General features: G+C 60.0%; 25 protein-coding genes. 11 read left to right on the plus strand and 14 right to left on the minus strand.

Going from position 1 to position 26591, the window contains the following annotated elements:
* Positions 1 to 148 precede the first annotated feature (148 nt).
* Positions 149 to 310 (minus strand): hypothetical protein, encoded by a 162-nt coding sequence (locus tag IEX75_RS15930; RefSeq protein ID WP_188795372.1) that lies wholly within the window; start codon positions 308 to 310, stop codon positions 149 to 151.
* Between the two features lie 762 nt (positions 311 to 1072).
* Positions 1073 to 1804, minus strand: coding sequence for a YdcF family protein (locus tag IEX75_RS15935; RefSeq protein ID WP_188795374.1), 732 nt, complete (start codon positions 1802 to 1804; stop codon positions 1073 to 1075).
* A 256-nt stretch (positions 1805 to 2060) separates the two neighbouring features.
* Here IEX75_RS15935 and IEX75_RS15940 point away from each other — a divergent pair, with 256 nt between their 5' ends.
* From IEX75_RS15940 to IEX75_RS15985, 10 genes are all read left to right on the plus strand, one after another.
* Positions 2061 to 2684 (plus strand): XrtA/PEP-CTERM system exopolysaccharide export protein, encoded by a 624-nt coding sequence (locus IEX75_RS15940; protein WP_188795376.1) that lies wholly within the window; start codon positions 2061 to 2063, stop codon positions 2682 to 2684.
* A 56-nt stretch (positions 2685 to 2740) separates the two neighbouring features.
* Complete coding sequence (locus tag IEX75_RS15945) at positions 2741 to 4285, plus strand: XrtA system polysaccharide chain length determinant (protein ID WP_188795378.1); 1545 nt, start codon at positions 2741 to 2743, stop codon at positions 4283 to 4285.
* Positions 4286 to 4287: 2 nt separating this feature from the next.
* Entirely contained in the window at positions 4288 to 5067 is a 780-nt protein-coding gene (locus IEX75_RS15950) for a P-loop NTPase family protein (protein WP_229720878.1), read from the plus strand.
* 63 nt (positions 5068 to 5130) lie between these two features.
* Positions 5131 to 6501, plus strand: a complete 1371-nt coding sequence (locus tag IEX75_RS15955) for a porin family protein (RefSeq protein ID WP_188795380.1) — start codon at positions 5131 to 5133, stop codon at positions 6499 to 6501.
* Positions 6498 to 7280, plus strand: a complete 783-nt coding sequence (locus IEX75_RS15960) for an alpha/beta fold hydrolase (RefSeq protein WP_188795382.1) — start codon at positions 6498 to 6500, stop codon at positions 7278 to 7280. Before IEX75_RS15955 ends, IEX75_RS15960 begins: the two co-directional genes overlap by 4 nt.
* Positions 7280 to 8101: an alpha/beta hydrolase family protein gene (locus tag IEX75_RS15965; RefSeq protein WP_188795384.1), complete on the plus strand. Its 822-nt coding sequence runs from the start codon at positions 7280 to 7282 to the stop codon at positions 8099 to 8101. The genes IEX75_RS15960 and IEX75_RS15965 overlap by 1 nt, the downstream gene beginning before the upstream one ends.
* Positions 8098 to 9102 carry a UDP-glucose 4-epimerase GalE gene (gene galE, locus IEX75_RS15970; protein WP_188795386.1) on the plus strand — a complete coding sequence of 335 codons (1005 nt, stop codon included), beginning with the start codon at positions 8098 to 8100 and terminating at the stop codon, positions 9100 to 9102. Before IEX75_RS15965 ends, galE begins: the two co-directional genes overlap by 4 nt.
* A 105-nt stretch (positions 9103 to 9207) precedes the next feature.
* Positions 9208 to 10899: an AGE family epimerase/isomerase gene (locus tag IEX75_RS15975; RefSeq protein ID WP_188795388.1), complete on the plus strand. Its 1692-nt coding sequence runs from the start codon at positions 9208 to 9210 to the stop codon at positions 10897 to 10899.
* A complete protein-coding gene (locus IEX75_RS15980; protein WP_188795390.1) occupies positions 10896 to 12443 on the plus strand; it encodes an oligosaccharide flippase family protein in 1548 nt (515 codons plus the stop codon). The genes IEX75_RS15975 and IEX75_RS15980 overlap by 4 nt, the downstream gene beginning before the upstream one ends.
* A 26-nt stretch (positions 12444 to 12469) precedes the next feature.
* On the plus strand, positions 12470 to 13435 hold the full coding sequence (locus IEX75_RS15985; protein WP_188795393.1) for a hypothetical protein: 966 nt from the start codon (positions 12470 to 12472) through the stop codon (positions 13433 to 13435).
* A 472-nt stretch (positions 13436 to 13907) separates the two neighbouring features.
* On the opposite strand, the gene IEX75_RS15990 is transcribed toward IEX75_RS15985, so the two are convergent.
* On the minus strand, positions 13908 to 14540 hold the full coding sequence (locus IEX75_RS15990) for a hypothetical protein (protein WP_188795395.1): 633 nt from the start codon (positions 14538 to 14540) through the stop codon (positions 13908 to 13910).
* Positions 14541 to 14890: 350 nt separating this feature from the next.
* On the opposite strand from IEX75_RS15990, the gene IEX75_RS24220 reads away from it, so the two are divergent.
* Complete coding sequence (locus tag IEX75_RS24220; RefSeq protein WP_188795396.1) at positions 14891 to 15133, plus strand: DUF4158 domain-containing protein; 243 nt, start codon at positions 14891 to 14893, stop codon at positions 15131 to 15133.
* On the opposite strand, the gene IEX75_RS16000 is transcribed toward IEX75_RS24220, so the two are convergent.
* From IEX75_RS16000 to IEX75_RS16050, 11 genes are all read right to left on the minus strand, one after another.
* Positions 15092 to 15412: a hypothetical protein gene (locus IEX75_RS16000; RefSeq protein ID WP_188795398.1), complete on the minus strand. Its 321-nt coding sequence runs from the start codon at positions 15410 to 15412 to the stop codon at positions 15092 to 15094. The genes IEX75_RS24220 and IEX75_RS16000 overlap by 42 nt on opposite strands.
* Positions 15409 to 16245: an RHS repeat-associated core domain-containing protein gene (locus tag IEX75_RS16005; RefSeq protein WP_188795400.1), complete on the minus strand. Its 837-nt coding sequence runs from the start codon at positions 16243 to 16245 to the stop codon at positions 15409 to 15411. Before IEX75_RS16005 ends, IEX75_RS16000 begins: the two co-directional genes overlap by 4 nt.
* 476 nt (positions 16246 to 16721) lie before the next feature.
* Entirely contained in the window at positions 16722 to 17483 is a 762-nt protein-coding gene (locus IEX75_RS16010; protein WP_188795402.1) for a glycosyltransferase family 2 protein, read from the minus strand.
* A gap of 9 nt (positions 17484 to 17492) precedes the next feature.
* On the minus strand, positions 17493 to 18677 hold the full coding sequence (locus IEX75_RS16015; protein WP_188795405.1) for a hypothetical protein: 1185 nt from the start codon (positions 18675 to 18677) through the stop codon (positions 17493 to 17495).
* Positions 18677 to 19876 carry a glycosyltransferase family 4 protein gene (locus IEX75_RS16020; protein ID WP_188795407.1) on the minus strand — a complete coding sequence of 400 codons (1200 nt, stop codon included), beginning with the start codon at positions 19874 to 19876 and terminating at the stop codon, positions 18677 to 18679. The genes IEX75_RS16015 and IEX75_RS16020 overlap by 1 nt, the downstream gene beginning before the upstream one ends.
* The gene (locus tag IEX75_RS16025) at positions 19873 to 20514 is read right to left on the minus strand and encodes a polysaccharide deacetylase family protein (RefSeq protein WP_188795409.1); all 642 of its coding nucleotides are present in this window, start codon (positions 20512 to 20514) and stop codon (positions 19873 to 19875) included. Before IEX75_RS16025 ends, IEX75_RS16020 begins: the two co-directional genes overlap by 4 nt.
* Positions 20511 to 21680 carry a glycosyltransferase gene (locus IEX75_RS16030; RefSeq protein WP_188795411.1) on the minus strand — a complete coding sequence of 390 codons (1170 nt, stop codon included), beginning with the start codon at positions 21678 to 21680 and terminating at the stop codon, positions 20511 to 20513. Before IEX75_RS16030 ends, IEX75_RS16025 begins: the two co-directional genes overlap by 4 nt.
* Positions 21677 to 22834: a glycosyltransferase gene (locus IEX75_RS16035; RefSeq protein WP_188795413.1), complete on the minus strand. Its 1158-nt coding sequence runs from the start codon at positions 22832 to 22834 to the stop codon at positions 21677 to 21679. Before IEX75_RS16035 ends, IEX75_RS16030 begins: the two co-directional genes overlap by 4 nt.
* A complete protein-coding gene (locus tag IEX75_RS16040; protein ID WP_188795415.1) occupies positions 22831 to 24189 on the minus strand; it encodes a phenylacetate--CoA ligase family protein in 1359 nt (452 codons plus the stop codon). Before IEX75_RS16040 ends, IEX75_RS16035 begins: the two co-directional genes overlap by 4 nt.
* Entirely contained in the window at positions 24186 to 25451 is a 1266-nt protein-coding gene (locus IEX75_RS16045; protein ID WP_188795417.1) for an O-antigen ligase family protein, read from the minus strand. The genes IEX75_RS16040 and IEX75_RS16045 overlap by 4 nt, the downstream gene beginning before the upstream one ends.
* A complete protein-coding gene (locus IEX75_RS16050) occupies positions 25451 to 26551 on the minus strand; it encodes a polysaccharide deacetylase family protein (protein WP_188795419.1) in 1101 nt (366 codons plus the stop codon). The genes IEX75_RS16045 and IEX75_RS16050 overlap by 1 nt, the downstream gene beginning before the upstream one ends.
* Positions 26552 to 26591: the final 40 nt, after the last annotated feature.

Below are 26591 nucleotides of genomic sequence, written 5' to 3' on the forward strand. Positions count from 1 at the left end.
GCTTCTGACATCGGCGCGGTCATCCCCCCGTTGGATCACGTGCTGCGGATGCGTGATTTCTGCTGTGGTTGTCTCCCTCCTTCGTGAACTGGATCGATCTAAAAAATTCGACAGCCGACGACTCCCGACTCGTCGGCGGTGGAATGCTTCAAGGCTTCGGATAGGGCGCCGAAAGCGCCGGAGTCTGGTGTCGCCGGAGTGGATCGCCGCCGCAGCGATCACTGCAGACGGCAACAGCCACCACGAAGGCGGGCGCGCATGCGGCGCGCGGGCGTGCCATCACGGAAATGCGGGCGGCTGCTGATTTCATGCGTGGCTTCCAGCTCCCTCGATCTGTCTGGCGGGAAGCAGCCACACTCACGCAGCGCCCCTAACGCGTGCGTTCATAAGCTTCTTTCCACCCTTGTTCAAAACCATTCAGATCATTCGCCGCTGCGACGTGATCTGAATCATCCTATTATTTGGATCGATCTAATTCTTGTGCGGCAAATTAATGCGCTGTGGACGCGAGATGTCACGCTGCGTCGCAAAATGTGACGATCGAGTGAAGAGGTTTTGGGAGTCCGCATCGGCCAGGTGATCAAAATGTGAACGCAGAAATGGCCGTTTTTACGTCCGTTGTCAGATGCAGGGCTGTGCTGATGGCGATGTTGGACGACGTCGTGAGTACGAAACCCAGAGGGAATGGCGATGATCGAGGAGACAACTGAAGCGCTCAAGTCGCGACGGCCAACTTGTACGCGGATGAGACATCAAACATCAGTGATCGATTTGCAAATTCGCTACTCGATATGAGTGGACATGTCATGGAAAGCTGCCAGCCAAGCCGGAAAAACAAAACAAATTCGTGCCGAATCAGCGCCGCCATATAAACAGTGCGCGCGAGCATAAAACGGCGGGACATCCCGGCTACCCCGTCGGCCCAGCAACTTGTTTGATATGAAGTTGTTGCTTGAGCGCTTGATGGACACCAAGAGCTTGAACACTACATGCGTTCAGCACAAATTGCAGTCACTGGTAAATCGCCGGACCCATTCGTAATGGGCACCATAAGAACAATCATTGAGAGGGCTCAGGCCCAACCACGCAACCGGTACCACCAGAGGCCGGCATATTCGCGCAGGCAGTGGCCGCTCAAGTGCAAGGCGGACCGTTTTGGCCACCAGGGATGCGCTTGCCAGGATGGATAAACGGGGTCATAGGACGGTGCGGGGATCACGTCGAGCCCTTGATTGGCGAAGGCCGCCGCGGCGCGTGGCATGTGAAAGCCGGACGTCACCAGCAAGATGCGTGACCGCTTTGCGCGTTTGAGCATCGCGGCCGAGAACACGGCATTCTCATGCGTATTCGTGCTTGCGCACTCGGTTTGCAAGGCGCCGGCTGGCACGCCCTGCCACAGCAGTCTTCGCGCCATCCGCTGGGCTTGATCACTGCCCGAAAGCAGCACCATGTCGGCACGCGCATCGCGGAACAACTGCAAGCCGAAACCGATTCGCGTGGCAAGGCTATAGGCATCGTCCGTATTCGGGCCCAAGCCATATCGCGGCAACGCCCCGCCGCCCAAAATCACGATGGCATCGGCCCTGGCATAGGTGGATGCGTCTCGCTGCGGATAGTGATGTTCCAGCGATTCGCGCAAGCGCGTGGCCATGGCAGGGGTGGCGCACAGCCATAACCAGCATGCGCCCAGCACCAGTGACACCAGGGCGGGGCGATAGCGTCGGCGGCATAAAAAATACAGGCCGATAGCGGCAAGGATGGCTGCCTGGTAGATGGGATAGAACAGGTACTCAAGCAGATCCATCGAATTTCCTGGTCCTCAACCTCTGAGGCGTCCCTGCCGCCGTTCCCACGTCCTGGCAACGTCATAAGCCATGGACCATGCCCGGCCTTATGGCCTGGCATTGCGCTCCCCGGGCGGTCAAAAAACATGCCAATTCGCCAGTTTTGAAAAAATAAAGCCTATTTTTTGTGAAGGTGATGTATTGATTTACCCGTTTGTCAATAGCATATTATGAGACAGGGGTCACACTTTTTAACCACCATCGGCCGAGATCGCCATGAAGAGCCTCAGTCGTTGTTTTGCACTGTGTCTGCCATTGCTGCTAGCCGCCTGTGCAACGACGGGCGGCTCCAGCGCGCCGCCGAAGCTCGATGCCGATGTGCAGGCTGTCACGACGTACCACATCGGTGTGGACGACCAGTTACAAATCACCGTCTGGCATAACCCGGACCTCAGCGTCAGTGTCCCGGTGCGGCCGGACGGCAGGATTACCGTCCCGCTGATTGGCGACGTGGTCGCTGGCGGGAGAACCCCGGACCAGGTATCCGCCGAGATCAAGGACAAGCTGCAGTCTTATATTCGCGATCCGCAGGTGGCGGTCATTCTGATTGCGCTACGCAGCAACGAGTATCTGTCGCGGGTGCGGGTCACCGGCGCGGTACGCAGCCCGATTTCCATTCCTTATCGCCAGGGGATGACCGTGCTTGACGCGGTACTGGCCGCTGGCGGCATTACCGAATTTGCCGCGCCCGACCGCACCGAGCTGTACCGCAAGGGCGATGGCGGGAGCCCGATCTCGTACTCGGTGCATCTGGAAAAAATTCTGCAGAAAGGCGATCTCGCCAACAACTACCCCGTACAACCGGGGGATGTGATTACGGTGCCGCAACGCGCGTTCTGACCGGCGCGCAGTGTCTTGGAACGTTTGCATTTAGGGATGAAAGGGAAGGGGATGTCATGGGGGGAGAACTTGCACCTTTAGGTGGCATGCTACCTGCGCTGATAACCGAAGCGCGGCGTCGGCGCATGGCCTTGGGCATTGCATTTGCCGTGATTGCGATCGCGGCCCTGGTCGTCGGCATGTTCTGGCCGAAAAAATACGAAGCGTCCACCACCATCCTGGCGCAGGAAAGCAACATCATTACGCCGCTGATGGAAGGTGCGGCCTCGGCAACGGCGAACGCCAACCGGGCAGGTATCGCCCAAAACGTGATTTTCAGCCGGAAAGTGCTCGACCAGATTCTGGTGGCCGGTGGCTGGATGGCGACGCGTCCCACGCCGGTCCAGCGGGATCTGATCATCGAGGGCATTCGTGCCCGCACCAAGGTGCAGACCTCGCACGGCAATTTGATCACGATCAGTTATACCGATTCCGAACCACGGCGGGCGTTCGTGGTGACGCGGGAGTTCGCGCGTCTTTTCATCAGTGAAAGCCTTGCCTCGAAACAGCGCGAAAGCCGCGACGCCTATGAGTTCATCAATAGCCAGGTCGAAACCTATCGGGGCAAGCTGACCGACGCCGAAGACAAACTCAAGGCCTATCGCGAATCCAATATAGATGCGCGGCCTGGCAGTGACGTCGACACCAATTCGCGCATCAGCCAGCTGCGTACGCAAATCGAGAATACGCAGTTGGAACTGACCGAAAAGCGCTCGCAGGCGGCTGCGTTGCAAGCACAGCTGTCGGGCGAATCGGAAGTCAATGCGGTGCACACCACGCAAGGCATCTACGACACTCAGCTCGCCGATTTGCAAAGCCAGCTCGACAAGCTGCTGCTCACCTATACCGACCAATATCCGGACGTGATCCGGCTACGGCACCAGATCCAGGATCTGCGGCAGCAGATGGCCCAGTCGGATCAGCGCAAGCAGGCAGCGCAAGCAGCCGGAACACCGATACCGCTGGACAGCACGGTGCAAATGAATCCGCTTTACCAGCAGCTGAAGATCCAGCTTGCCGCGACCGAGGGCGATGCTGCCGCGGCACAGGCACGCATCAGTGCCAGCGAGTCGATGCTGGCCACGGAGCTGGACCGCAGCAAACGCATCTCCAATTCGGAAAATGTCACCGCCGAGCTGACGCGCGACTACGACGTCAATCGCGACGTCTACCAGGACCTGTTGAAGCGTCGCGAGAACGCGCGGGTGTCGATGAACCTCGACGCCGAACAACGCGGCCTGACGTTCATCGTCCAAAACCCGGCGGTGATGCCGCTGGTGCCGTCCGGCCTGCGTTTTGTGCATTTCGGAGCGGCTGGCCTGGCGTTGTCGCTCGCCATCCCGTTCGGATTGTTGTTCGCGCTGGTGCGTCTTGATCCGCGGGTGCGTTCGGCCGACCAGCTGGAACGTGCGCTCGGTTCCAATGTCCTGGCAACGATTCCGTTCTACCCGACCCCGCGTGATCGCCGACGCGAACGGTTGCATAACACGATGCTGGTGTTGATCGCCGTCGGTGTTGCCGCGTTTTACCTGATTCTGTTCTGGATCCGGCACAAGGGTTGAGTATGAGCAAGCATGACGAAAACGTCTTTACCAATCGCCGCGATCTGAAGGCCGATGCCGGTGTGCGCCAGATCGACGAGACCCCCTCGACAGGTCATTCGATTGCGCTGATGACGGAAGTCGGCCGCGCGCTGGCGCCGGCACAGCTGGAACAGCGGCGGTTGATTCATCGCGAAGATTCAGTGCGTCGCCAGTCCGATGCGTTTCGCGAAATTCGCACGCGCCTGCTCGAGCTTTCGGGCGGCCAGAACTTCATCACCTTGGTCGTGTCGGTCAGTCCGGATTCGGGCGGCAGCTTCGTGGCGCGTAACCTGGCGGCGGCCTTTGCGTTCGACGAAGCGAAGACCAGTTTGCTGATCGATTGCAATTTGCGCTATCCGAACCAGCACAAGGCGTTGGGCGTAGAGCCGGAAAAAGGTGGCTTGATCGATTATCTCGAGCATCCTATCCGCGGCCTGAAATCGATTATTTATCAAACCGGCATTCCGCGCCTTCGCCTGGTGCCGGCGGGTACGTCGCGCGAAAACGGTGGCGAATTCTTTTCATCGTTTCGCATGCGCGCGATGCTGGATTCGCTGCGCTGCCGATACACCGATCGCTATCTGTTTCTTGATGGGCCGGCCATCAAAGGCTCGCCGGACGCACGCATTTTGTCGGATCTGGCCGACTTCGTGGTGGTGGTGGTGGGCTATGGGCGTGATACGCCTGCCGCCGTCAACCAGGCTGTCGCCAATTTTGATACCAGCAAGCTGGCAGGAGTGGTTTTCAATCAGTCGGCCTAGGACGAGAGGCGGCTGGGCTGCAACGCATTCAGCGCAACACCTTTAAGGAAAGGGGGAGGGGACATGCCGGCATTCACCACGCTCGCTCGTGCCATGGCGCTCGTGCTGGTCGTTGCGCCGGGCGCGGCATGGGCCTCGCAGTTCGATTACTCGATCTTCGGCAGTGTCGAACATAGCGACAACATCACCTTGAGCGACAGCAATCCGATCAGCCAGAACGTATTCATTCCGGGCTTCAACTTCAACTACCTGCAGCAAGGTTCGACATTTCAGGCCAATGTAAGCGGCACGTTCCAAGACAACGATTATCTCGGGCATCAATTTGCCAACCAGACGCAAACCGAACTGGCCGGCCAGGCCAATTGGACGGTGCTGCCGAAGCGGTTGGATTTCACCGTCGAGGATTACGCCGGTGTCGAGCCGGTCGACTCCTTGGCCAGCAATGCGCCGGACAACCGGCAGCAGACCAACGTGGTGTCGCTGGGGCCGACCTTGCATCTGCAGTTTGGCAACGTCATGCGCGCGCAAGTCGAGCTTCACTATCTCAATAGCTATGCCTCGAAGGTCAAAGACTTCAATTCGAGCCGTGGCATGGCGGCATTCCGGCTGTATCGCGACCTCAACCCGACCGACACGCTTTCGCTGAACCTCGAATCACAGCGGGTGAAATTCAACGACAGCACTGCCACGACCTTGGTCGACGGCGTCGACGACACCATTGCGACACCCAATTACACGCGCGACGAAGCCTACGCCCGATACACCAGCACGCTCGCGCACTTCAGCGCCGACGTGTTGGCAGGCTGGTCGAAGATTGACTTTGATCATGCGCGCGGCGAGTCCAAGCCGCTGGCGAGAATCACCCTGGATTGGCAAATCACCCCGCACCAGACCTTGTCCGTGACCGGTGCCTACGAGTTTTCCGACGCCGCGCAAGACATGTTTTTGCAGCCGGGGCAGAGCGTCGTCAACATCCTGGACGAGAATCCGACCGACTTCCTCTACAACCCCGGTGGCGGCATCAGCACGGGCAATCTGGTGATCGACTCGGAGGTTTACCTCGAAAGAACCCTGCAGGCGACCTACACCTACCACACCGAGCGCTTGCAGCTGTCGATTGCACCGACGTACGACAAGCTTTCGTATCTGAACAGCGCCACCTTCAATCAGTCCACGCGTGGCGGCACGGTCAGTGCCGATTTCCGCCTTCGCCCCAACACGACGATTACCGGATTCGTCAATGCAGAACGGCTGACGTATACGTCGTTGCAGCGGACCGACAAAACCTATCGCTATGGCGTCGATCTCGGGCACCAATGGGCACCGCATTGGACGTGGCACGTTTCCTATATCCGGCAGGTACGCGGCAGCAACGCGGCTGGCCAGAGTTATCACGAGAACGAAGTGTTTTTCAGCGTGGTGTTCAAGCGATGAACACGCGTGCCGACGCCGACATGCCGTTCTATTTCGGGCCGGACCGCACGCTGTTCGGCCTGTTCCATGCGTGCGGCACGCCGGCGCGAAAGGCCGTGCTGCTATGCCCGCCGCTGGGGCAGGACCTGATACGGTGCCATCGCCTGTACCGGCAGCTGGCGCAGGCGCTGGCGGCCGAAGGCGTGGCCGCCTTGCGTTTCGATTACTACGGCACGGGTGACTCGGCCGGCAACAGCGTGGATATGGATTGGCAACGCTGCCTGGCCGATACCGCGGCCGCGGCCAATGAATTGCGGACGCGTAGCGGCATCGATCGCGTGTTCGCGTTTGGTGCGCGCCTGGGTGGGAGCATTGCGTTGGCGTCGGCTGCGCAGGCACGCTTTGCCGGTGTCGTGGCATGGGATCCCGTGCTCGATGGCCGCGCGTATGTGACGCGGCTCGATGCCATGCAGTCGGCGCTGTGCCTCGATGGGCAGCGTTTCATGGTGCCGCGCAACGCGGCCGACGCGGCTGCGCAATGGCTCGGGTTCGCGATCAGCGACAGCTTCCGCCAGCAGGTCATGGATTTGCATGTCGACCGTCCGACGGTGCCGACGCTTCTGCTCGACTCGCTCTCATCCGACGCACCGCAACCCTGGGGAAGTTTTGTGGCCGATGCCGCTGCGGTGAAGTGCGTGCAGCCTGCCACGCCGTGGAATGATCCACGCCGGCTCGAGGTGGCGATTCTCTCGCACCCGCTGATCCAGGCCGTCACTCGACACGTGCAGGAGGCGGCGTGATGCAGGAGCAGGCTTTCCGTTTTGGACGCGCACGGCATCTGGTGGGCATTGCGGGATTGCCGTCGCCTGCCACGCCGGAAACGGTCGGCGTGATCGTGCTCAACGCAGGGCTGGTGCATCGGATCGGGCCGTTCCGGTTGCACGTCGAGATGACCCGGCGATTGAATGCGTACGGTTATCCCACCTTGCGCTTCGATCTCTCCACGATTGGTGATAGCGCCTCCAGCGGCGAGTCGCAGACCCGCAAGCAGCAGATCTGCGCCGACGTAGGCGACGCGATGAATCTGCTCGGCGAGCAGGCGGCATGCAAGCGCTTCGTATTGATCGGCCTGTGTTCCGGTTCGCAAAGTGCGCACATGGTGGCTTGCAGTGATGCCAAGGTGGCCGGCGCGGTTTTCCTCGACGGCTACGCGTACCGCACGCTCGGTTATCACCTGCGCTATTACCTCCCGCGCATGCTGGATGTGAAACGTTGGCTGGGTGTCCTTTCGCGCCGTCACCAAGCGACAGGCAACGGCGAACCCACCTTCACCGTAGCGCCATTGCCGCAAGCCGTGGTGCGCGCCGATTTCGCTGGCATGCTCGATCGCGGCCTCAAGCTGTGCCTGATCTATAGCGGCGGCATCAGCCGCTATTTCAACCATGCGCGCCAGTTCCGCGAATGCTTTGGCCGGGTCGTCAGCCATCCCGGCGTCTTCACCCGTTTCCTGAAAGAAGCCGATCACACCTACATCCTCACCGGCGATCGCAACCGACTGCTGGACAGCGTCGAGCGCTGGCTCTTCGACAATTTTCCCGTCACGACGGGTGGTTCCCCATGAATACAGTCCTGGTTACCGGTGGCGCCGGCTACATCGGCAGTCATGTCGTCCAGCAATTGGTGGCGCGTGGCGAGCGCGTGGTCGTGATCGACAACCTGAGCACTGGCTTTCGCGAAGCCGTGCGCGGTGCCGAACTGGTGATCGGCAATGTCGGTGATCCGGGCTTGGTGAGCCATGTCATGGCGGCGCACCGCTTCGATGCGGTACTGCACTTTGCCGCGCATACCGTCGTGCCCGAATCCGTATGCGACCCGCTCAAGTATTACGGCAACAACACCTGCAATACGCGCAACCTGCTGGCGTGTTGCGCGGATGCGGGTATCGATAAATTCATCTTTTCATCGACGGCGGCGGTCTACGGCATGACGGACAACGGCATCGCCGATGAAGACACGCCGACCCGGCCGATCAACCCGTACGGGACATCCAAGCTGATGTCCGAAACCATGTTGCGCGATCACAGCGCCGCTGGCGCGATGCGGCATGTGATACTTCGCTACTTCAACGTCGCCGGCTGCGACCCGGCGGGCCGCATCGGCCATTCCACGCCCAATGCGACACTGCTGATCAAGGTGTGCTGCGAGCACGCCGTCGGGATTCGCGACAGCCTGTCGATTTTCGGCACCGACTATGACACGCCGGACGGCACCGGTATTCGCGACTACATCCACGTCGACGACCTGGCCGCGGCGCATCTGGGCGCACTCGACCATTTGCGTGGCGGCGGCCCGTCGCTGACGCTGAATTGCGGTTACGGCCATGGCTACAGCGTGCGCGAGGTCATCAACGCCGTCGCCAGGGTAGGGGGCAAGCCGCTCAACGTGATCGAACTGCCGCGCCGCCCGGGCGACATACCCATGCTGATCGCCTGCAGCAACCGGCTTAAACACGTGATGGACTGGCAGCCGCGCTACGACGATCTGGATTTCATCGTCGCTACCGCATTGCGCTGGGAACAGCAGCTTCTGTACCGACGTTCACCGCTTTCATCGGTGGCTTGAATGGATGCCATTTTGCCGATGCGGATGGTGCCCTGGTTCACCACGTCCGGTTTTGCCCGAATTGCGCGGGGAATGATGCTCGCACCGGTTTGCCGCTGTGTTGCCATGGTTCTGGTAGGCGTGGCGGTCATGCTGGCAAGTGGCACATCGGTCTGCGCGCCTGCGCGCCACACCGTAGCGGCTCCGCCCAGTACATCAGCGCGCGAAGCAGTGCCTGCGGACACCACACCCGATCAGCGCATCGTCGTGCATCGTAACGCCGGCAGAGACGTCGACGTGCTGGTGTCCGTCGGCATTCCGTTTTCGCCTGGTGCGTTACGCGATACGCGCCTGTTGCGCATCCTGGATGAAAGCGGTGCGGAAGTACCCGCCGCCGTCCATACGACCTTGCTGTGGTACGCCAAGGACGGCAGCGTGCGCGCGGCTCGTGCTCAATTTCATGTGCATCTTGCCGGCGACACCCAGACGTTCTATTTCTCGATCGGCAAGCCGCGGCAGCGGGATCTGCCTGGATGGCCTTACGCCAATGGGCTGGTTCCCGACGTGCAGGGTTTGAAGGTGGCCGCCGCCTTGGCCACGCTCAGTCCGGTGTGGCTATGCAACTCGCTGGTTGCCGGCCCGCAGTTTCCGGCGCCGCCGAATGAGGCGTATGCCAATTACGTCGCAACGCAGTTTCAATGGGCCAAGCCGTTGCCGGTGAACGACCCGACGGCATGGCTGTTCGACCGGCCTTCCACGCTGTTCAAGGCATACATCCGCACCGGCCGTTTCGATTACCTGCAAGCGGCCGACCTCAGTTATCACTTTTATATGAAGTACATCCGCCGCGATGGCCTGGCCATGAGCCCCTTTTGCGCCGGTGGGTGGACGTACAACGACAAGCCGTGCGACGTGAAATACGTCTATGTCGAGCCGATCTTGCTTGCGCTGGCGCTTACCGGTGATGACAGCGAGCACGATCTGGTTACGATCGACAAGATGATGACGCTGTGGGAGAACGGTGGCTGGGGTAACCGGCCAGGTCCTTATACCAGTCCGTCGCAGCATTTCACCGAGCGCATGACGGGCCTGGGTTTGCTGGAAACCGTCAGCGCCTACGAATTGACGGGCGATCGCCGCTATCTGGAACGCGTCAATGATCGCATCGGATGGCTATACGACCATCAGCGCGACAACCCGGATGGCCTGGGCAACGACGGCTCCTGGCGCAACAGCTGGAGGCTTCACGAAGACGACTCATGGGATCCGTCGAAGGACGTTCGCGGTACCTCGCCATGGATGACGGAAAACATCGTCGATGGCCTATGGCACGCGTGGCTGGTGACCGGCGATCCCCGCATTCCCGCCATGATCACCGCGTTTGGCCGTTACCTGGAGCAATACGGCTGGATCAAGCCGGATCTGCTGCATTATGAACACGACTGGCGCAATCCCTGTTCGGGTCCGGATGGCCAGATTGCGTGGTACTGGTCGTCGTCGCATGCCGACACGAAAGCGCTTTCGCACATCGAGGATTCGGACGGCTGGTATAGCGATGCGCATACGGTCGAGATCGCCTTGCCGGTGGCCGCGGCCTACTACTTCGAGAAGGATCCGCAACAAAGCGCCGCATTGAAGCATCGGCTCGACGCGCTGACGTCTTCCTACAACATCGATTGCGCAAAATCCGCCGATCCCTTGCGGCGATTCAATTGGAACAATCGCGGCAGCGGTGTCGTCGCGTGGTTGATCCGCCAGCCGCCTGGCAGCGGCGCCGCGGCAGCGCCGGCTGCAGCGGCCACAAGGGTGACGCCATGAAGCAACGCCTGGCGGTATTGCGAAGCGTCACCCTGGTATCCGTTTCCACGTATGTCGAGTACGCATTGGGTCTGGTCGTCAGCATCTGGATCGCGCGCACGCTGGGCCCGGCGGATTTCGGCCGCTACGCTTTTACCGTGTGGCTGTGCAGTTGGCTGATGACTTGCAGCAATCATGCGCTGACGACGTCATCGACGAAGTTCATCGCCGAAGCGGATGGGGCAGGCCGGCCCGATCTGGCGTCGCATATCGCCTATCGGTTGAGCCGCTACCAGAACGTGAGTTCGGCTGTCGTCGTGCTGCTGTTTGTTCTTGCGACGCTGATCATCCGCCCGGTCGAATGGCGGCAATCGCTATGGCCGATCAGCGGACTGGTGATCGTCGCCGTGGTTTCCAAAGCGAACTACGCCATGCTCGTAGCGATAGAGAAAGGGCAGGAGCGCTTCGAGCCGGTATCGTTGGCAACGGTGCTTTCCGGTGTCATCAACGTCGGGCTGATCAGCGCGGCGACCATGGTGCACGCCGGCCTGGTGGCCTTCTTTGCGCTGTTCGCGGTGGCGTGCCTGATGTTGAACCTGATCAACCGGCTCGCCTTTCACCGGTATTGCCGTCCGTTTTCCGCCGGGCCGATTCCGGATGACGTCGGCAAACGGCTTTCGCGGCACCTCCGCCTGACCGCTGCACTGGTATTGCTGATTTCGCTGCGGTCGAGCACGATCGAAGTATTCCTGCTCAACACCTACGCGACGTCGACGGCGGTCGGCTTCTTCGCGATCGCCTCAACCCTGACGCGTGGCGCCGTCGAATTGTTGTCGGTAGGCTTGACCACCACGTTGCTGCCTTACATGGCCAAGTCGTTCGGCAAGAACGGCAGCGCGCAGGCTGCGCGCCTGCTTACGGAAGCGGCGCGGTTTTACTGGGCAGCTGGCCTGGTGATCGCGGGTGTCGGCCTGGTCACCACGCCCGAAATCGTCACCTTGATGTATGGCAACCGTTACGTCGGTGCGATTCCGACGATTGAGGCCATGCTCGTGCTCGCCGGACTGCTCTTGGTCAGCAACAGCATCGGCGCCTTCCAGATTGTGGTCGATCGCCAGGACGACCGTGTGCGCATCTCGGTGCTCGCCTTGACCGTCAACGCCGTGTTCGGCGTCGCCTTGGTGCCGTTCTTCGGGCTGGTCGGAGCCATGATCACGTATGCAGGTACCCGCTTCGCGGAGCTGAGCCTGGCCATTTTCTATTTGCGCAAAACCACCCGCGGCAGCTTGCCGCTGATGCCGATGGCGCGGCTGTTTGCCGCCGCGTTGGTGGCGACGGCCATGGCGTGGCTGAGTGTGGCGGTCATTCCCAGCCGCTTTGGCTTCATCGTCGGCGGCCTGGTATTCGTGGGAATTTTCGTGCCGGCAAGTTTTGTGGTGGGTTATTGGAACGAAGAAGACTATCAAGTGATGACGATGATCACCGACCGCCTTGGTCCGCCCGGCCGCACGCTGATGCGCGGTTTGACCAGCCTGCACGGACCGGCGGCCAAGGCATCTTCCTAGTCGATTCCAGACACGGGAGTCCTGTCATGCATTGGAAGGCCAAAGCGACACTGCAGAACGCGGTTTCCCGACTGCCGCCGGAGTCGTCCTACGCCACTTACTATTGGCTCCAACGCCATTTTGGCGGACTGCGCCATATCAATCCGGTGGCGCGGCTGAGGGCAGGGATCGAAACCTGGCGCCAGATCGAAAAACTGGGCCGTGACCCGTTCAATAAAATATTTCTCGAGGTAGGGACGGGGCGTGTTCCCATGACGCCGCTGGCCTATTGGCTGATGGGTGCCAAGCGTGTCATCACCATGGATCTGAACCCTTATCTGAAGGATGAGCTGACCAGAGAGTGCCTGCAGTACATCGATGATCATGCTGACGACGTGCGGGCCTTGTTCGGTCCGCTGCTGGTTCGAAAACGATTCGAAACATTGCTCGATTTGCGGCGCCAGGACGATCTGGATCTGCAAAACCTGCTCGATCTTTGCCATATCGTCTATATGGCGCCCGGCGATGCCGCGCAGACCGGTCTTGACGCCGCCGCGATCGATTTTCATACATCCTTCAACGTCTTCGAGCACATTCCTCGCGACGTGTTGCTTGCCATTCTTGCCGAGGGCAATCGCATCATCAGCAGCACGGGCTTGTTCGTTCATCGCGTGGACTACTCCGATCACTTTTCACACTCGGACGCGCGGATATCGCCCATCAATTTTCTGCAGTATTCCGATGCACAGTGGGATCGCTATGCGGGAAACCGCTACATGTATATGAATCGGTTGCGCCATGATGATTTTCTGGCGTTGTTCGAATCGGCCCGTCATACCGTTCTTGCGGCTGAGCCGACGATTGACGTTTCATCGCTGCAACTGCTGCGTGATCGCCGATTGACCGTGGACGCACGGTTTGGCGACAAGACGGATGAAGTGTTGGCGACGACGGAAGCGTGGATTGTTTGTGCCAGGTCGGAGCGGGTTTTGGCCCCGGTGGCACTGGCTTAAGCCGAGAAGAAGGTGTTTCAGCCGCCGGGAACTCCCGCTCGTCATTGTGAAACAAGAAACCCCGGCATTGCCGGGGTGGCTGGACCAGTTTGACATTTACAGGAGTATTTCTTCGAACAGCTTCCCAAGTAAGGAAGACCTCGGTTTTTTTTGCTCTTGAATGAGTTGAGAAGAAAGCAAGACTGGCCGAGCAGCGGCTCTTGATTTTCGATTGCGAAAAGGCCCCTTTGAGGGGCCCGCAATCGCTTAAAGCCACCGGCTTTGCCGGTGGATACTTACTCCGGCGAACGCCGGACGGAGCGCAAAGCGCGGAGAACGTCCGAAGGACGGCCCCGTAGGGGTGAGCGAAGCGAATCATCCAGTACAAATATACCGTGCGAAGCACTCAACATAAAAAGGTTAAGAGTGCTTCGCACTATGTATTTAAACTGGATTTCGGCCTTACATGAAAATCAACATACATGGGTTTGGATCAATTCAACTTGAGCCCAATCTTACTCACGAGAACCAAGTTATAGGCGCTCAATAGCTTCCCGGCATCATTCCAATTCTGAATTTTTACCGATGTGACAACACCCGCTGGACTTACGTCATATTGATAAGCCTCAATGAGCTTGTTCACGTCAACATGGGGTGAGCAACCTGTGTTGGTGGCCATTGAACACATTGCAGAGCCGCGCCATCCGCCATTCGCAAGTCGCTGAACGGATATTCTTGGCCCTTCTGTATATTCTGCAGAATGGCTCGCGCCCGTTGGGATAACAAATACCAAGTCACCGCCGATAGATCGGCATTTGAATGTGCGGGACGAACAATTTTCAATTGGTCCATCGACCTGCGGCACATCATTGGCGGGGTTTTTTATGGCGTGGAGTGCGGTGCCTATGATGGCGTTATTTTTTTCTATGCCAAGAAAGTAACCTTGTTCCTTATCTACATACCGTATCGGGCAGGTGAGATCACTAATCGAATAGATGTTATTATCGAAGCACGAAGCGCTAGCAACAGCCAGGATCATTGCCATAACAGTCATTGGCTTGGCCCCAAAAAGGGAACTTGTTGCATCGTTATAAGCGTCTTGATGAGCATCTTGATCGGCGCTCATCTGTAACAACCCGCGCCATCCGAGAGCGCTCCGCTCCTCACGACTTCGATGAATCCCTTCGTGTAAAAAATCAACCTCCTGCGTCCTCTCAACATCTCCAACGACCGTGCGCCCAGACTGTAAGCCAAGCTGTTCAACATGGGTCGTATTGCGTTTGTATACATAGCTCCAGACTCAGAGGGCTCGACGCTTATTATGCGCCCTGCCAAGTTCTGGGCAACCGAAGTACCCGAAATAGAAAATGAATAGACCGTGCCCCGACTCTTAAACGATATATCCGCAGTCTTTCCGAAACTGGCCACCGCGTTGACCGCCTTTGTCAGAGCCTTTTCTAATCCTGCATACGTTTTATGATCCTCTGCGCACGTCAGCCTGACCATCGCTTATCCCTGGCAGTATTGCTAAAGAGCTTTCAGCGCCTCGGTTACTTTCCAACCATGGGCGATATTCCACCAGCAATTATCCGGCATGTCCGCCAAGCGTTGCATTTTCGAGTGCAAGTCAAGCCCGCTGAACTGAAGAAAAATACACCGTATCGCTATCGTCTCTTTCTAAGAGTCTGTTCCATTCGTATTCGAGAGAATCAAAACTAGCTTTCTTGCACGGTCCACATCAAGCTCACCATTGATTTCGGGGGAAGATAGTTCGAACAATACGTCTGGTAGGAGCGCATCAGATTCAAGTTCGACATCCTCATTGACGTCGAAAAAATCAGCCCACTCAGCAACGTTTTGGCTGCTTACAGCTTCTGCGATAAATGCTTGAAGAACTTCTATCACCGCCGAACGATTAAGCACGAAATCCTTTCCGGACACCGTGGCTGCAGAAACGAGCGAGCGCAGTGTTTCAATCGAAAATTTCGAAGCAGTCATTGGCTGAGCTTATCCTTTACATGAACGACCTCACCCTTTGGATCATACGTGGTTTTGGTCGCCGACGTAGTCTTACCGGAGCTATCTACGCTCTTTTCGTAAACTGCTTTCGATCCAGGAACCTTTCCTGGAACTTCATTTTTCATGATTATTGTTCCATCTTTGCCATTGGATACCTGAACATTTCTATTGTTCGCTGAAAACTTCTTTTCGAATCTGGCCAGATTCTTCGCCTGTCCGTCAGTTAGCTTTGGCGCTGAGGAAGAAGAGTCCTGCAAAGCCTTGTTGATAGTGATGGCAGTCCTCACCACAGCGACCACCTCGCCTGCACCCGACGCTATCAGCATCGCCGTAACGCCAGGCACCCCAACGTCACGACCAATCTTGTCGGCTTCTGCCGGATTAGCAGCGGCCCACTTTCCATAGGACTGCACCATCTGATCGCAAGTGACGCCATCAGCACAGCGTCCGTCCGGATCGGTGTGATTGATCGGGTTGTTGTTGACGTAGTCGTACCGATTGAAGCTGAACGCATTTCCCGGCACCGTCGCGATCGGATCTACACTCAGGAAATGGCCGGTAACGGGGTCGTAATAGCGATGCTGCATATAGACCAGATTCGTTTCCGGGTCATTGACGTGCCCCGTGTATCCTGGCCCTTTCGGTGGCGTACCCAACGCCGTCGTTCCGTATGGGGTGTAGTCATACGTGGCGGTAATGTTGCCATTGGCATCCGCTTCCGCCAACGGAGTGCCTTGGGGGTCGGTATATACGTAAGTGACTGCGCCACTTTGCTGCGCGTGGAGCACACCGCTCGCTAAAAATGCCAGCATGCACCAAATGCAAAACGCTGCTCGACTGATAACCATCCGTTGTTCCCCTGTCCGTTACCCGCTCCGACGTGGCAGGCGCGTCGTCATGATGAGAACAATAATGAGAGGGCGCGTCAAGCTGCTACAAGCCAGTCCCACATTCAGATTGAGCTTATTCTAGTGAGTGGTGGAACGTGAGGGTATTTGGGCTCGGTCGGAGACTCCAAAAGACACGCAACTCTTTGCGATATAAATGAAGGTTGACATGATTACGGTCCCTGTGCGCCGTATTATTCGCCTGCTCCTTCTAGAGCAGTTTGGCTCAAATGCTTGCGCGCCCCTTGTTGCATCGACCACTCGCGACGTCATTCCACTAAAGGTCGAAATCTATCGCAAGTATGAAGCATGGATTGACCAGCTTCGCTGTTGTAAAGCTCCTCGGCCTTCGCCGGAATGACGACAAGGCAAGATTGAAGGCTGGGGTGAGAATACGCCTGTCATATGCGAACGTTCCTCCGCTTGATCACCGCATGCTGCACATACCGCGCCATGCAGAACGCCGACTGCATCATCCCCAATTTCGCAACGCTGCGATAAATCTCCCATTGCCATGATGCGGCACGCAGTTTATTGGCCGATAGCGATCGTTCGCGTACCAGGTACCAGGCCAACGGTTCGGGCGATTCCACCCGCATGGCTTGGCCGGCGCGCCGGACCTGTTCCAGCCAGAACACATAGTCCTCATGGCCAATGCGCTGAAACGGTACGTCACCAAGCCGCCGTGCATACATGCCGGTCAGGTTGCCGATGAAGTTGCTGGCGAGCATGTCTTGCCAGTTCACCTGTGGCGGTGGCGTCACCTGGTTCAACACGCGGCTGTCTTCGGCGACGCGCCAATACGAGGCGTAGCTGATCAACGCGCCGCTCTTGCGCATGCTGGCCAGTTGGCGCTCGAGTTTGGCTGGATGCCACCAGTCGTCAGCGTCGAGAAACGAAACGTAGTCGCCACGCGCAGCGGCGATGCCGGCGTTGCGGGCAGCGGCGACGCCACCGTTGGAGGGTTGCCGCAGCACGTGCACGCGCGCGTCGGCTGCTGCATACGTGTCGAGCATGTATGGCGACCGGTCGCTTGAACCATCGTCGACGGCGATCAATTCCAGATGGGCGTGACGTTGTGCGAGTACCGAATCGATCGCCCGCTGCAGCCATGCGTCGGCGTTGTAGACCGGCATGATGACGCTGACCAGATCGCTGCTCATGCCGTTACCTCACGCAGTCTGTGCGTGGGCGGCGACCAGCGCGCCGGGTGGCGGCAGCTCGTAGTCGCGGTAGTCGTGCGGATTGCCGGTCATGCCTGCTTCCGCGGCCTTGATGATGTTGTAGACCTCGCGCGCGGTGACGTAATGCAACACGTAACGTTTGCCGTCGTTGTAAGTGTCTTCCAGATAGCGGTGCATGCGCTCGGTGGCGGCGCCGAGCAGCGTATCCATGTCGCGCTCTTGCGTGCCGTGCGTATGTATCTTGACGAACACCCACTCGGGGCGTCCTTCGACATGCACGCCGGTGTTGACCCATGCATCGACCCGTTCCGGCGTCGGTGGGCAGGCGTGGCGAACGTCGGCATTCTCGATGCGCGGCATGATGCCGAAGCGCCGGCTGCGCCAGTTCAATCCCAGCGGTCCTTGCACGATCAGAAGGTCGCCGCTTGGCTTGCCCCCGACGCGGACATGCTCACCCGTGTCGTGCGACTTGGGCCGCGCGGGATCGTCCGTCGCGTAGTAAATCGCGTTGATCATGCGCGTTTGTGTTTCGCTCGGCGCGGAGGGCAGGGTGAAGTCGGCGTAGCAGCCCAGCTCGCGCAGCAGGATCAGCTCGTTGTTGATGCCGCACCAGCGTCCGTCTGCGCGCGAGTTGTCCAGGCACCAGTTGCCGTGGATAAAGCCGAAGCGCAATCGGCCGGTTTTGGGGTCGCGCGGCAGTGCGTTGTGCCGCTCGTGCAACACCTTGTTGAAACGATCGATGGTGGCGCGGAAATTATCGGGCGTGTCATTGTCGTGATGCAGGTGAACCTCGATTTCGCCATAACCGTCCGCGCACAACGACGCCAGCTTTTGCAGATGTTCCTCGAGGTATTCTTCTTCGGGATAGAAGAAAGTGTGCTGCGGCGGCCGTCCATCGGCGTCGCGATGGGTGCTGGCCAGTTTGCGGTAGTCGCGGCACCAGCGATCCACGCGTGCGCGTTGGGTGGCCAGGTCGGCCTTGCCCCAGGCCGGTTCAAAGTGATCAACAAAGCAGAACATCACATGGACCGGCTTGCCGGTCACGCGCGGCCGTCGGCGCCGGATATAGCTTCCCAGCCAGATTTGCATATGGCGCGCGCGTATCGCCAAGGTGATGGCAACTGCCAGCATCAGCAGCAGGGCAAGTGCGGTCAGTAGCGTGATCGTCCACATCAATGGGCTCCTTCAAGCATGCTTTGCCCGCCCATCACGGCGTGGCCGCCGGGCATGAGAGTAAGCAGTTGCTCGGCGTTGTTGCGCCATTGGCGCTCGTGCTGGATATAGCGGCGCGCGGCATCACCCACGCGCCGGTGTTCGTTCGGTTGCGCGGCCAGGTCCAGCACGCGTTGCACGCATGCGGCGATCTCGCCGCGTGGAAACAGCCAGCCGGTAGCGCCATCGCTGATCACCTCGGCGACCGGCGCGTAATCGGGCGCGACCACCGCGACACCCATGCCCATCAGCTCGAACAGTTTCATCGGCGAGCCGTAGTGATTGGAGTTGGGCAGCACGGCGTAATCCATGCAGGCAATCCAGCTGGCGATCTCATCGTGCGCTACCCGGCCGGGCAGCAGCACGCGGTCGGACAATCCGCGTTCGGCGACGAGTGCACGCACGGCGGGCAAGGTCCGCCCGTCACCGACAAACACCAGCGCCAGTTGCGGTGCTTCATCCATGCGTGCGGCGATGGCTTCGACAAACGCATCGACACCATGCCAATGCGCGAACACGCCGATATGGCCGCAGACCATGCGACCGGCCAACCCGCGTTCGGCGCGCAATGCGGCCGCATCGAAACGCGAAGGATCGAAGCGGGACAGATCGACCGCATTGGGCGAGATGACGGACGGCGCAATCCGGCCATAGGCAGTTTGCGCCTGGTCGCGAAAATAGCTCGATATGAACACGAGTCCCGTGCAGTGACGCAGGCACCATCCCTCGATGCGCCGCGCCAGGCCTTTCAAGCGCAACGGCCGCACGCGCTCGACCAAGGCCGAATCGTTGATCTCCAGCACCAACGGAATGCCGCGCCGCCGGGCCAGCCAGACCGTCGCAAACAGGAACAGTGAATAGCGTTCGTAGATCAACTGCGGCTGTTGCTTGCGGATCGCCGCGCCGACGCGAAAAAGAGTGACGACGTTGTAAGCAAGCTCCAGGCATTCGAACAACACGCCCGGCAATCGAGTGATGGCGGCGGCGATCTGGCTGCGTTTCGAAGCACCTTGCGTGGTCGATTCGTGTTCGGGATCGGCACCGGGAAACGAAAGGACCGACACCTCGTGCCCCAAGGCGCGCAAGGCGTGCACGATGCCGCGAATATGCACGCCTTCGACATGGCGCCCGCGAGTGCGATGGTGATACAGAATTTTCATCGCGCCTCCTGCGGCAACGCGTGAAAGGCGTATCCGTCGGACAGCCATTCTGGCAGCATCACGGTGAGCGCGTCGCGGGCGCGGTCGCTGTCGTCGTGCATCAAGACGATATCGCCGGGGGAGGGTGGGTCTGCGCGCAGCCGGTCGACCATGACATGCGCAGGCCGGTCCTGATAATCGAGACTGTCGTAAGACCAGTAGACAAAGCTGCGCCGGTGCATGGCGAAGTAGCACAGCAGATCCGCGCCGATGTAACCGTGCGGTGGCCGCATGCGATGGTGAGGACGCCCGTCGAAGGCGCTCAGCAAGACATCGGTGCTGTTGATTTCGTCGAGCTTCTTGCGGGTCGTCATGCGTTTGAACGACCAATGGCTATAAGAATGATTGCCCACCATGTGCCCTTCGGCGACGATGCGCTCGACCAGCTTGGGGTGGCGCTCGATCTTTTGTCCCACCAGGAAAAAGCTCGCTTTCACGCCATGCCTGGCCAGCAGATCCAGTAGCGGTGGCGTATAGGTTGGATCGGGGCCGTCATCGAAAGTGAGATAGCGGAGATGGTCGTGACGCGAACCCTTGGTCTGCACCAAGGCATCCGGCAGCAGGCCCAGCCACTGGTGTTTTCTTGGTCTCATGTTCATGCGGACGCACCGGCAGCGGCGGATGATTCGACGGCGTCGTGCAGGATGGCGTCCAGCTGGCGGATGTTGTCCTCCCAGCGAAAACGGCGGGCGTGCGCTGCGATGCGCTTGTGGTTCCAGCGCCGCGCGCTGGCTTCGATCAGTGCGGTGGATAGCGCTTGCCGCACACGGGGCGGCACCAGGATGCCGCCGTAGTAGGGCACCACTTCCGGAATACCGCCGACGTGGCTGGCGACTACCGGTGTGCCGCACGCCATCGCTTCGAGCACGACATTCGGCACGCCCTCGTTATGGCTGGGCAGGCACAGCACATCGGCGGAGCGGAACCAGTCGCCCAATTCGTCATGCGCGACCGCGCCGGCCAATTCGACGTGGTCGAGGCAGCCCAGCGCCTGGGCGCGTTCAAGCAGCGCGGCGCGTGCCGCACCCGTGCCGACGTAGATCAAGCGAGCCAGGGGTTGTACGGCGAGCAACGCCGGGAAGGCTTCGAGCAAGTCGAGGCAACCCTTGGACGCTTTCAAATTGCCGACGAACAACAGCAGCGGCGTATAGGTGGAAAGGCCGAGTTTGGCGCGCGATTCGGCACGCGTTTCGGCATGGAAAATGGATGTGTCGACGCCGTTGTAAAGCACATGCACGTGGGCTGGCTGCGTGCCCAATCCGATGGCTTTGGTCGCCAATGCGCGACTGACCGCGACGACGCCCGCCGCACCCTTCAGTGCCGAGCGAATCTGCGGCCGCTGCAACAGATGATTGGCCTGCACATTGAGATCGCTCCCGTGCACTTTGACCACATAGGGAATGCCCAGCCAGCGCGCCAGCCAGCCTACGGCAGCGCCATCGGGATAGGCCCAGCTGACCAGCATGCAGTCGTAGTGGGCGCGCCGTATCTGGCGGCCACGTTGCCACAGCAACGATAAAAGCCAGCAGATCGCATGCAGCGAACGGCCGATGCGGGGAGGAAACACGAAGACGAAGTGATCGGTGTGCAGATGACGGGCGTTCACCTCGCCGCGGCGGTCGCCGAGCCGTTCGCGGAAGTCGATCGCGGTGATGACGTCCACATGATGCAGCTGTCCCAGGCGCTCGAACTGCTGGCGATTGAACGCGCCGCGCAGCGGATCCCAGGGCGTTGGAAACAAATTGGTCAGGATCAATACTTTCATCGGATTTGGCCGTCCCTAAAGCCTTGGTAAAGTTCGCTGCCTTGGTAACCTTCGGTGCCGTCGTAAAGCTGGGCGTAACGCATCGCCATCGTTTCCAGTGATCCGTAACGTTCCACCCATGCGCGAGCCGCCTGGCCCAGTGCCAGGGCACGTTGCGGTTCCCGCAAAAGCGCCAGCATGGCGTCGGCGAGTGCCGCCGGATTTGCCGCCGGCACCAAGCTGCCGGTGATGCCGTCATGCACGATCTCGCCGTTGCCGCCGACGTCGGTGGCGATGATGGGCAGTGCGACGGCGCTCGCTTCCAGCAAGGCCATCGAATAGCCCTCGCTCAGCGACGAAAGCACGAACATATCCAGGCCCTGCAACCATTCGCGCACATCGCTGCGGTCGCCAAGAAAATGCACGCAATCGGCGACACCTTCGTCGCGCGCGCTTTGTTGCAGGGAGGCGCGAAGTTCGCCGTCGCCGATCAAGACCAGGGCGGTATCGGCTTCGTGTTCGTGCACCTGCTTGAAGGCGCGGATGAGGCCAAGCTGGTCCTTGGTCCAGTTCAAGCGGCCGACGGTGCCGATGATCCGGGTCTGCTCAGGCAGATCCAGCAGGCGTACGACCCGGTTACGCGCCGACGACGATGCGGTCTCGAACGCTTCCACACGAATGCCGTTGGGTACCACGCACGCTTTCGAGGACGGGATGATGCCGCGCCTGATCGCGTCGCTGCGCGCCGCTTCGCACACCGTGACCACCGTGTTGGTGCGTGCCAGCGCACGCCGATACAGCCATTCCCGCCGCCGCGCGCGGCGATTCACGCCCATGCCGTGGCGCGTGTTGATCACCTGTCGCATGGGAAGGCCGCAGGTGGCGAGCACGGCCTGGTAATGCGCGACCGCATTGTGGGTATGCAGCACTTCCGTGGCATGCGTGCTCACCATCCGGCGCGCGCGCGCCAGCGCCGTCAGGTCCAGTCCCTGGCGTTTTTCACACACCTTCACCGCAATGCCCAGCTCGTCCAGCTCATGGGCCAGCGAGCCGGACGAATACAGGCACACGACCTGGCAGCGATGCCCTTGCCGGTGCTGGTATTTGACCAGCTCCAGCACCATGCGCTCGAGGCCGCCGCGATCCAGGCTTTCGACGAAGTGGGTGATGTTCACGGCGTCAGCTCCGATACCGTGACACGCCGTTTTCCGCTATGCGTGAGCGGAATATCGTCGACGAAGTGGCAATGCAGCTGCACACTGTCGCCGAGCACCTTGTCGACCTCGCGACGTATGTATGCCAGCGAGGCATCATCGAAACCGGCGCCACGCACGATGGACAGATCGAGGCGATCAAGCCGGCGCTGCACCAATTGGAAACGCTGCAAGCCAGGGACGTCCTTGAGCATGTGCGGAAAGAATTCGCCCGGCAGCACGTGCCCGCTCGGCGTGCGAATCGCATCGAGGACGCGGCCATCGACACGCGTCAGCAACGGCAAGCCACGCCCACAGGCGCAACGCGCGGTGGACGCTGTCGCCATGTCACCGTTGGCGTAGCGCACGAACGGCATGCCGTAGTTGAAAAGGTCGGTGATGACGACATCGCCGGTCTGGCCGTCTTTGGCGGCACCTTGCGGCGTCTGCAACTCCACCACCAGATGATCGCTGTTGACGTGCAGGCCATGGCGCTGCTCGCACTCGGCGGCGATCAACATGAACTCGCGACAGCCATAGGTGTTGAAGGCGGGCGCCATGAAGGCTTGCTGGATCGCATCGCGCTGGAAGACGTGCATCGCCTCGGCACCGCCGATGATGGCGTGCGGCTGCCAGATTTTGCGGCCGCTGGCGATCAGCCATTGGGCGAGCTGCACCAGGGGTCCGACATAGGCGACGATGATGTCCGGGCGATAGCGGTCGATCGCATCGGCGTATTCGGCCATGTTCGCTTCCGTCATCTTGAAGCTGTTGAGGATGCGGCGTGCGAAGACGGCGTTGTAGAAGCGGTCTTTGAGCTGATGCGCACGCGTGGGGTCACCGACCGGTCCACCCCAAAGGAACAGGGTGCGGCGTCCCATGCGCGAACCGGCCCATTCGTAGCCGCGCCACATCACCGCCGTTCGGCGGTCGTTGCTTTCGCGCGTAAAGCCGAAACGCATCGGTTCACCGGTCGAGCCGCCGGTCGCTTTGTATAACAAGCGATCGCGCCAGGAGTCGGCTTTGAGCTCGTCGAAATGTTCGCGGATATCGGCCTTGCTCAGTGTCGGAAGGTTTGCATAGTCGTCGAGATTGCGAATGTCCCTGGGCGCGATGCCCAGTTCGCGCCACCGCCTGCGGTAGTAGGGCACCTCGCGGTAGCAATGTTCGAGCAGTTGCTGCAACCGTTCCCATTGCAAGGCGGCGATCTGTTCTGGCGCCAGCCACTGATCGCGCCGATAGCCGTCGAGATAGGCCAGGGTGCGGCGGCGTCTCAAGCCCGTCTCGTAGGCTGGAAACAGCACGCGCCGAAAGGCTGCTTCATACAGGCTGTTCATGTGGAGACTCGCAGCAGCACGGCAACCAGCACGAAAAACCCGGCGATGCTGCCAGCCGATGCCGAAAACCAGAGCCAACCGTTGCTTGCCAGCTTGAACAGGCGCAGGCCAGGAAAGCGTTGCCGCGCGCTGACGTAGTAGCCCACCACCATGGCAGCTAAGAGATACATCACCACCGTATAGCTTCGGCTGAGGAAAAAAGCCGCCGAAAACAGGCCGCATAGCGATAGCAGCAAGGTCAGCGCCATGCGCTGTTCGCTCTGCCATGCCTTGGCGCGCGCCGGGTCATCGATGTCGTCGGGCTTGTGGCGCAGCACGGTCAGCATCATCCAGAAGCTGTAGCCGACAAAAGCCAGCCACAGCATGTAGCCGACAAAACCCGTCTCGGCCAGCACCAGCACGAAGGAGTTGTGCGCGGTGAGGTCGTTGTACTCGGTGAAATTACCCGCGCCCACACCGAATACCGGGTGGGACAGAAACATGTGCAGGCCTTCGTACCATGCATTCACGCGGCCGGATGCCGATTCTTCATCCGGGTCCAGATCCTCCATGCGGGACGACAGCAGTTTCATGCATGCCAGGCCGACGACGCCCAAGGTGCCGGCAGTGATGAAACCTCGCCGGTACCAGACATACACGCCCGCCACGACCAGCACGGCGAGGAGCGCGCCGCGCGAGTTGGTGAGATACGTGCCATAGAACAGCAGCGCCGCACACGCCAGCCAGAACAGGCGCAGCATCAACCCACGCAGCGTGCTGAGATAAACCGACATGGGAAGCGCGGTGGCGAACAGCAGGCCCAGGTCGTTGGGATCATTGAAAATGCCGATGTATTGGATCCGTCCGTCTTCCGAAATCGGCACTCCCGTCCAGCCCATGCCGGTTCTGGCTTGTTGTATGCCGTGTATGGCCAAAACCACCGAGCAGAGAACGAATACGGCCATCGCGATCTTCACGCGCTGCTGCGTATTGCACGCCGCGGCGAAAACGAAGAAGGCGATGGCGATGGGGCCGAATTTTTCGAATTGGTCCAACGCGCCGCCGAACCAGCCATTGACGACCACGGAGATCATCAGCACCAGCAGAAAGATGGGCAGGATGACGAATTGTGGCGCCGCGAACGTCTTGGCGTTCGAAGCCAGCCAGCACAGAAAGGCCGCGATCAGCACCACCGGCAGAATCGGTATGCCGACAAAGGCCGCCATGTATTCCTGCGGGCGGATGATGGTCAGCACCAGATAGAGAAGGATCAACGGAAACATCAGGCGTGGACCTGCTCGTGCGTCGATTCGTGGTTGGCGGTGGGATAACTGACCAGGCTCGGCAACGTCAGCATGGCGGCGAACCAGCCGGGACCCATCATGCGTTCGACCGGAAGGCGGCGAAGCGCATAGCGGTTGGATGCGGGCCGCGGATTGGTGCCGCAGATGTAGCAGACGGCCAACTGGAAACCGGCATCGCGCGTGGCGTCCATGACCGCCTTGTCGAAGGCCCGATCGCCACCGACCGGATAGGACATCAAGGTGGCGGGAGCGCCAAGCTCGCGATCCAGCGTCGCTTTGGATTGACGCACTTCGTGCTCCATCCGCCCGCGCTGCAGCTTGGCCAGCATGCGGTGATACACGCCATGCGAGCCGATCTCGAAGCCCGCGGCGTGCATGTCGCGGACCTGGTCCCAGGTCATCGGGCGGCAATCTTCGGGCCGCACGTTGCTTGGCATCTGCCACTCGTTCTCCAGGCGCGCAATCATCGCTTCCTGTTCCATGGCATCGATGCTTTTCATGTTCTTCAACACCGTGCCCGCGAGCGAACGCCGCAGATCGCGATCGCCCGGCATGGGTACATCCATGTCTATTTCCGGAAGTACCAGGCGCGGTGCGCGGGTAAGCAGGATCATGTGCACAAGCCAGTCGTACCCGAATGGCTTGCCGGTATCGATGTGGCCGGTCGAGACGAAGAATGTCGCCGGAATATTCAGTTCGCGCAGGATGGGGTAGGCGATGCGGTAATTGTCGTCGTAGCCATCGTCGAAGGTGATCGCCACGGCATCCGGCGGCAGCGTGGCACCCGTGTTCAATGCGGCGGCGATGTCGCTGAGGCGCAGCGGAACGAAGTGTTGCTTCACGTGCAGCATCTGCGCGCGGAAGCGCTCCGGCGTCGTGCTGATCAATTCCAGATCGAAGTCGAACGTGGCCGCATCGGGAAGCGGCATCACCCGGTGATAGGCCAGGATGCGTAGATCTTTTTGCCACCATGAGCGCACGCGCTGCAAGGGATGCAGTGCGCCGGTGCTGTAGCACAGTTCTGCCATCCGCCCACGGATACCGGATGCCCTGCCATGACCTTCTTCCTGAGCCAACATGGATGGAGTCCTCAGTGGTGAGCGCATCGCGCGGATGCGC

Origin of the sequence: Dyella nitratireducens, from assembly GCF_014642835.1 — a bacterium.
Classification (GTDB): Bacteria; Pseudomonadota; Gammaproteobacteria; order Xanthomonadales; family Rhodanobacteraceae; genus Dyella_B; species Dyella_B nitratireducens.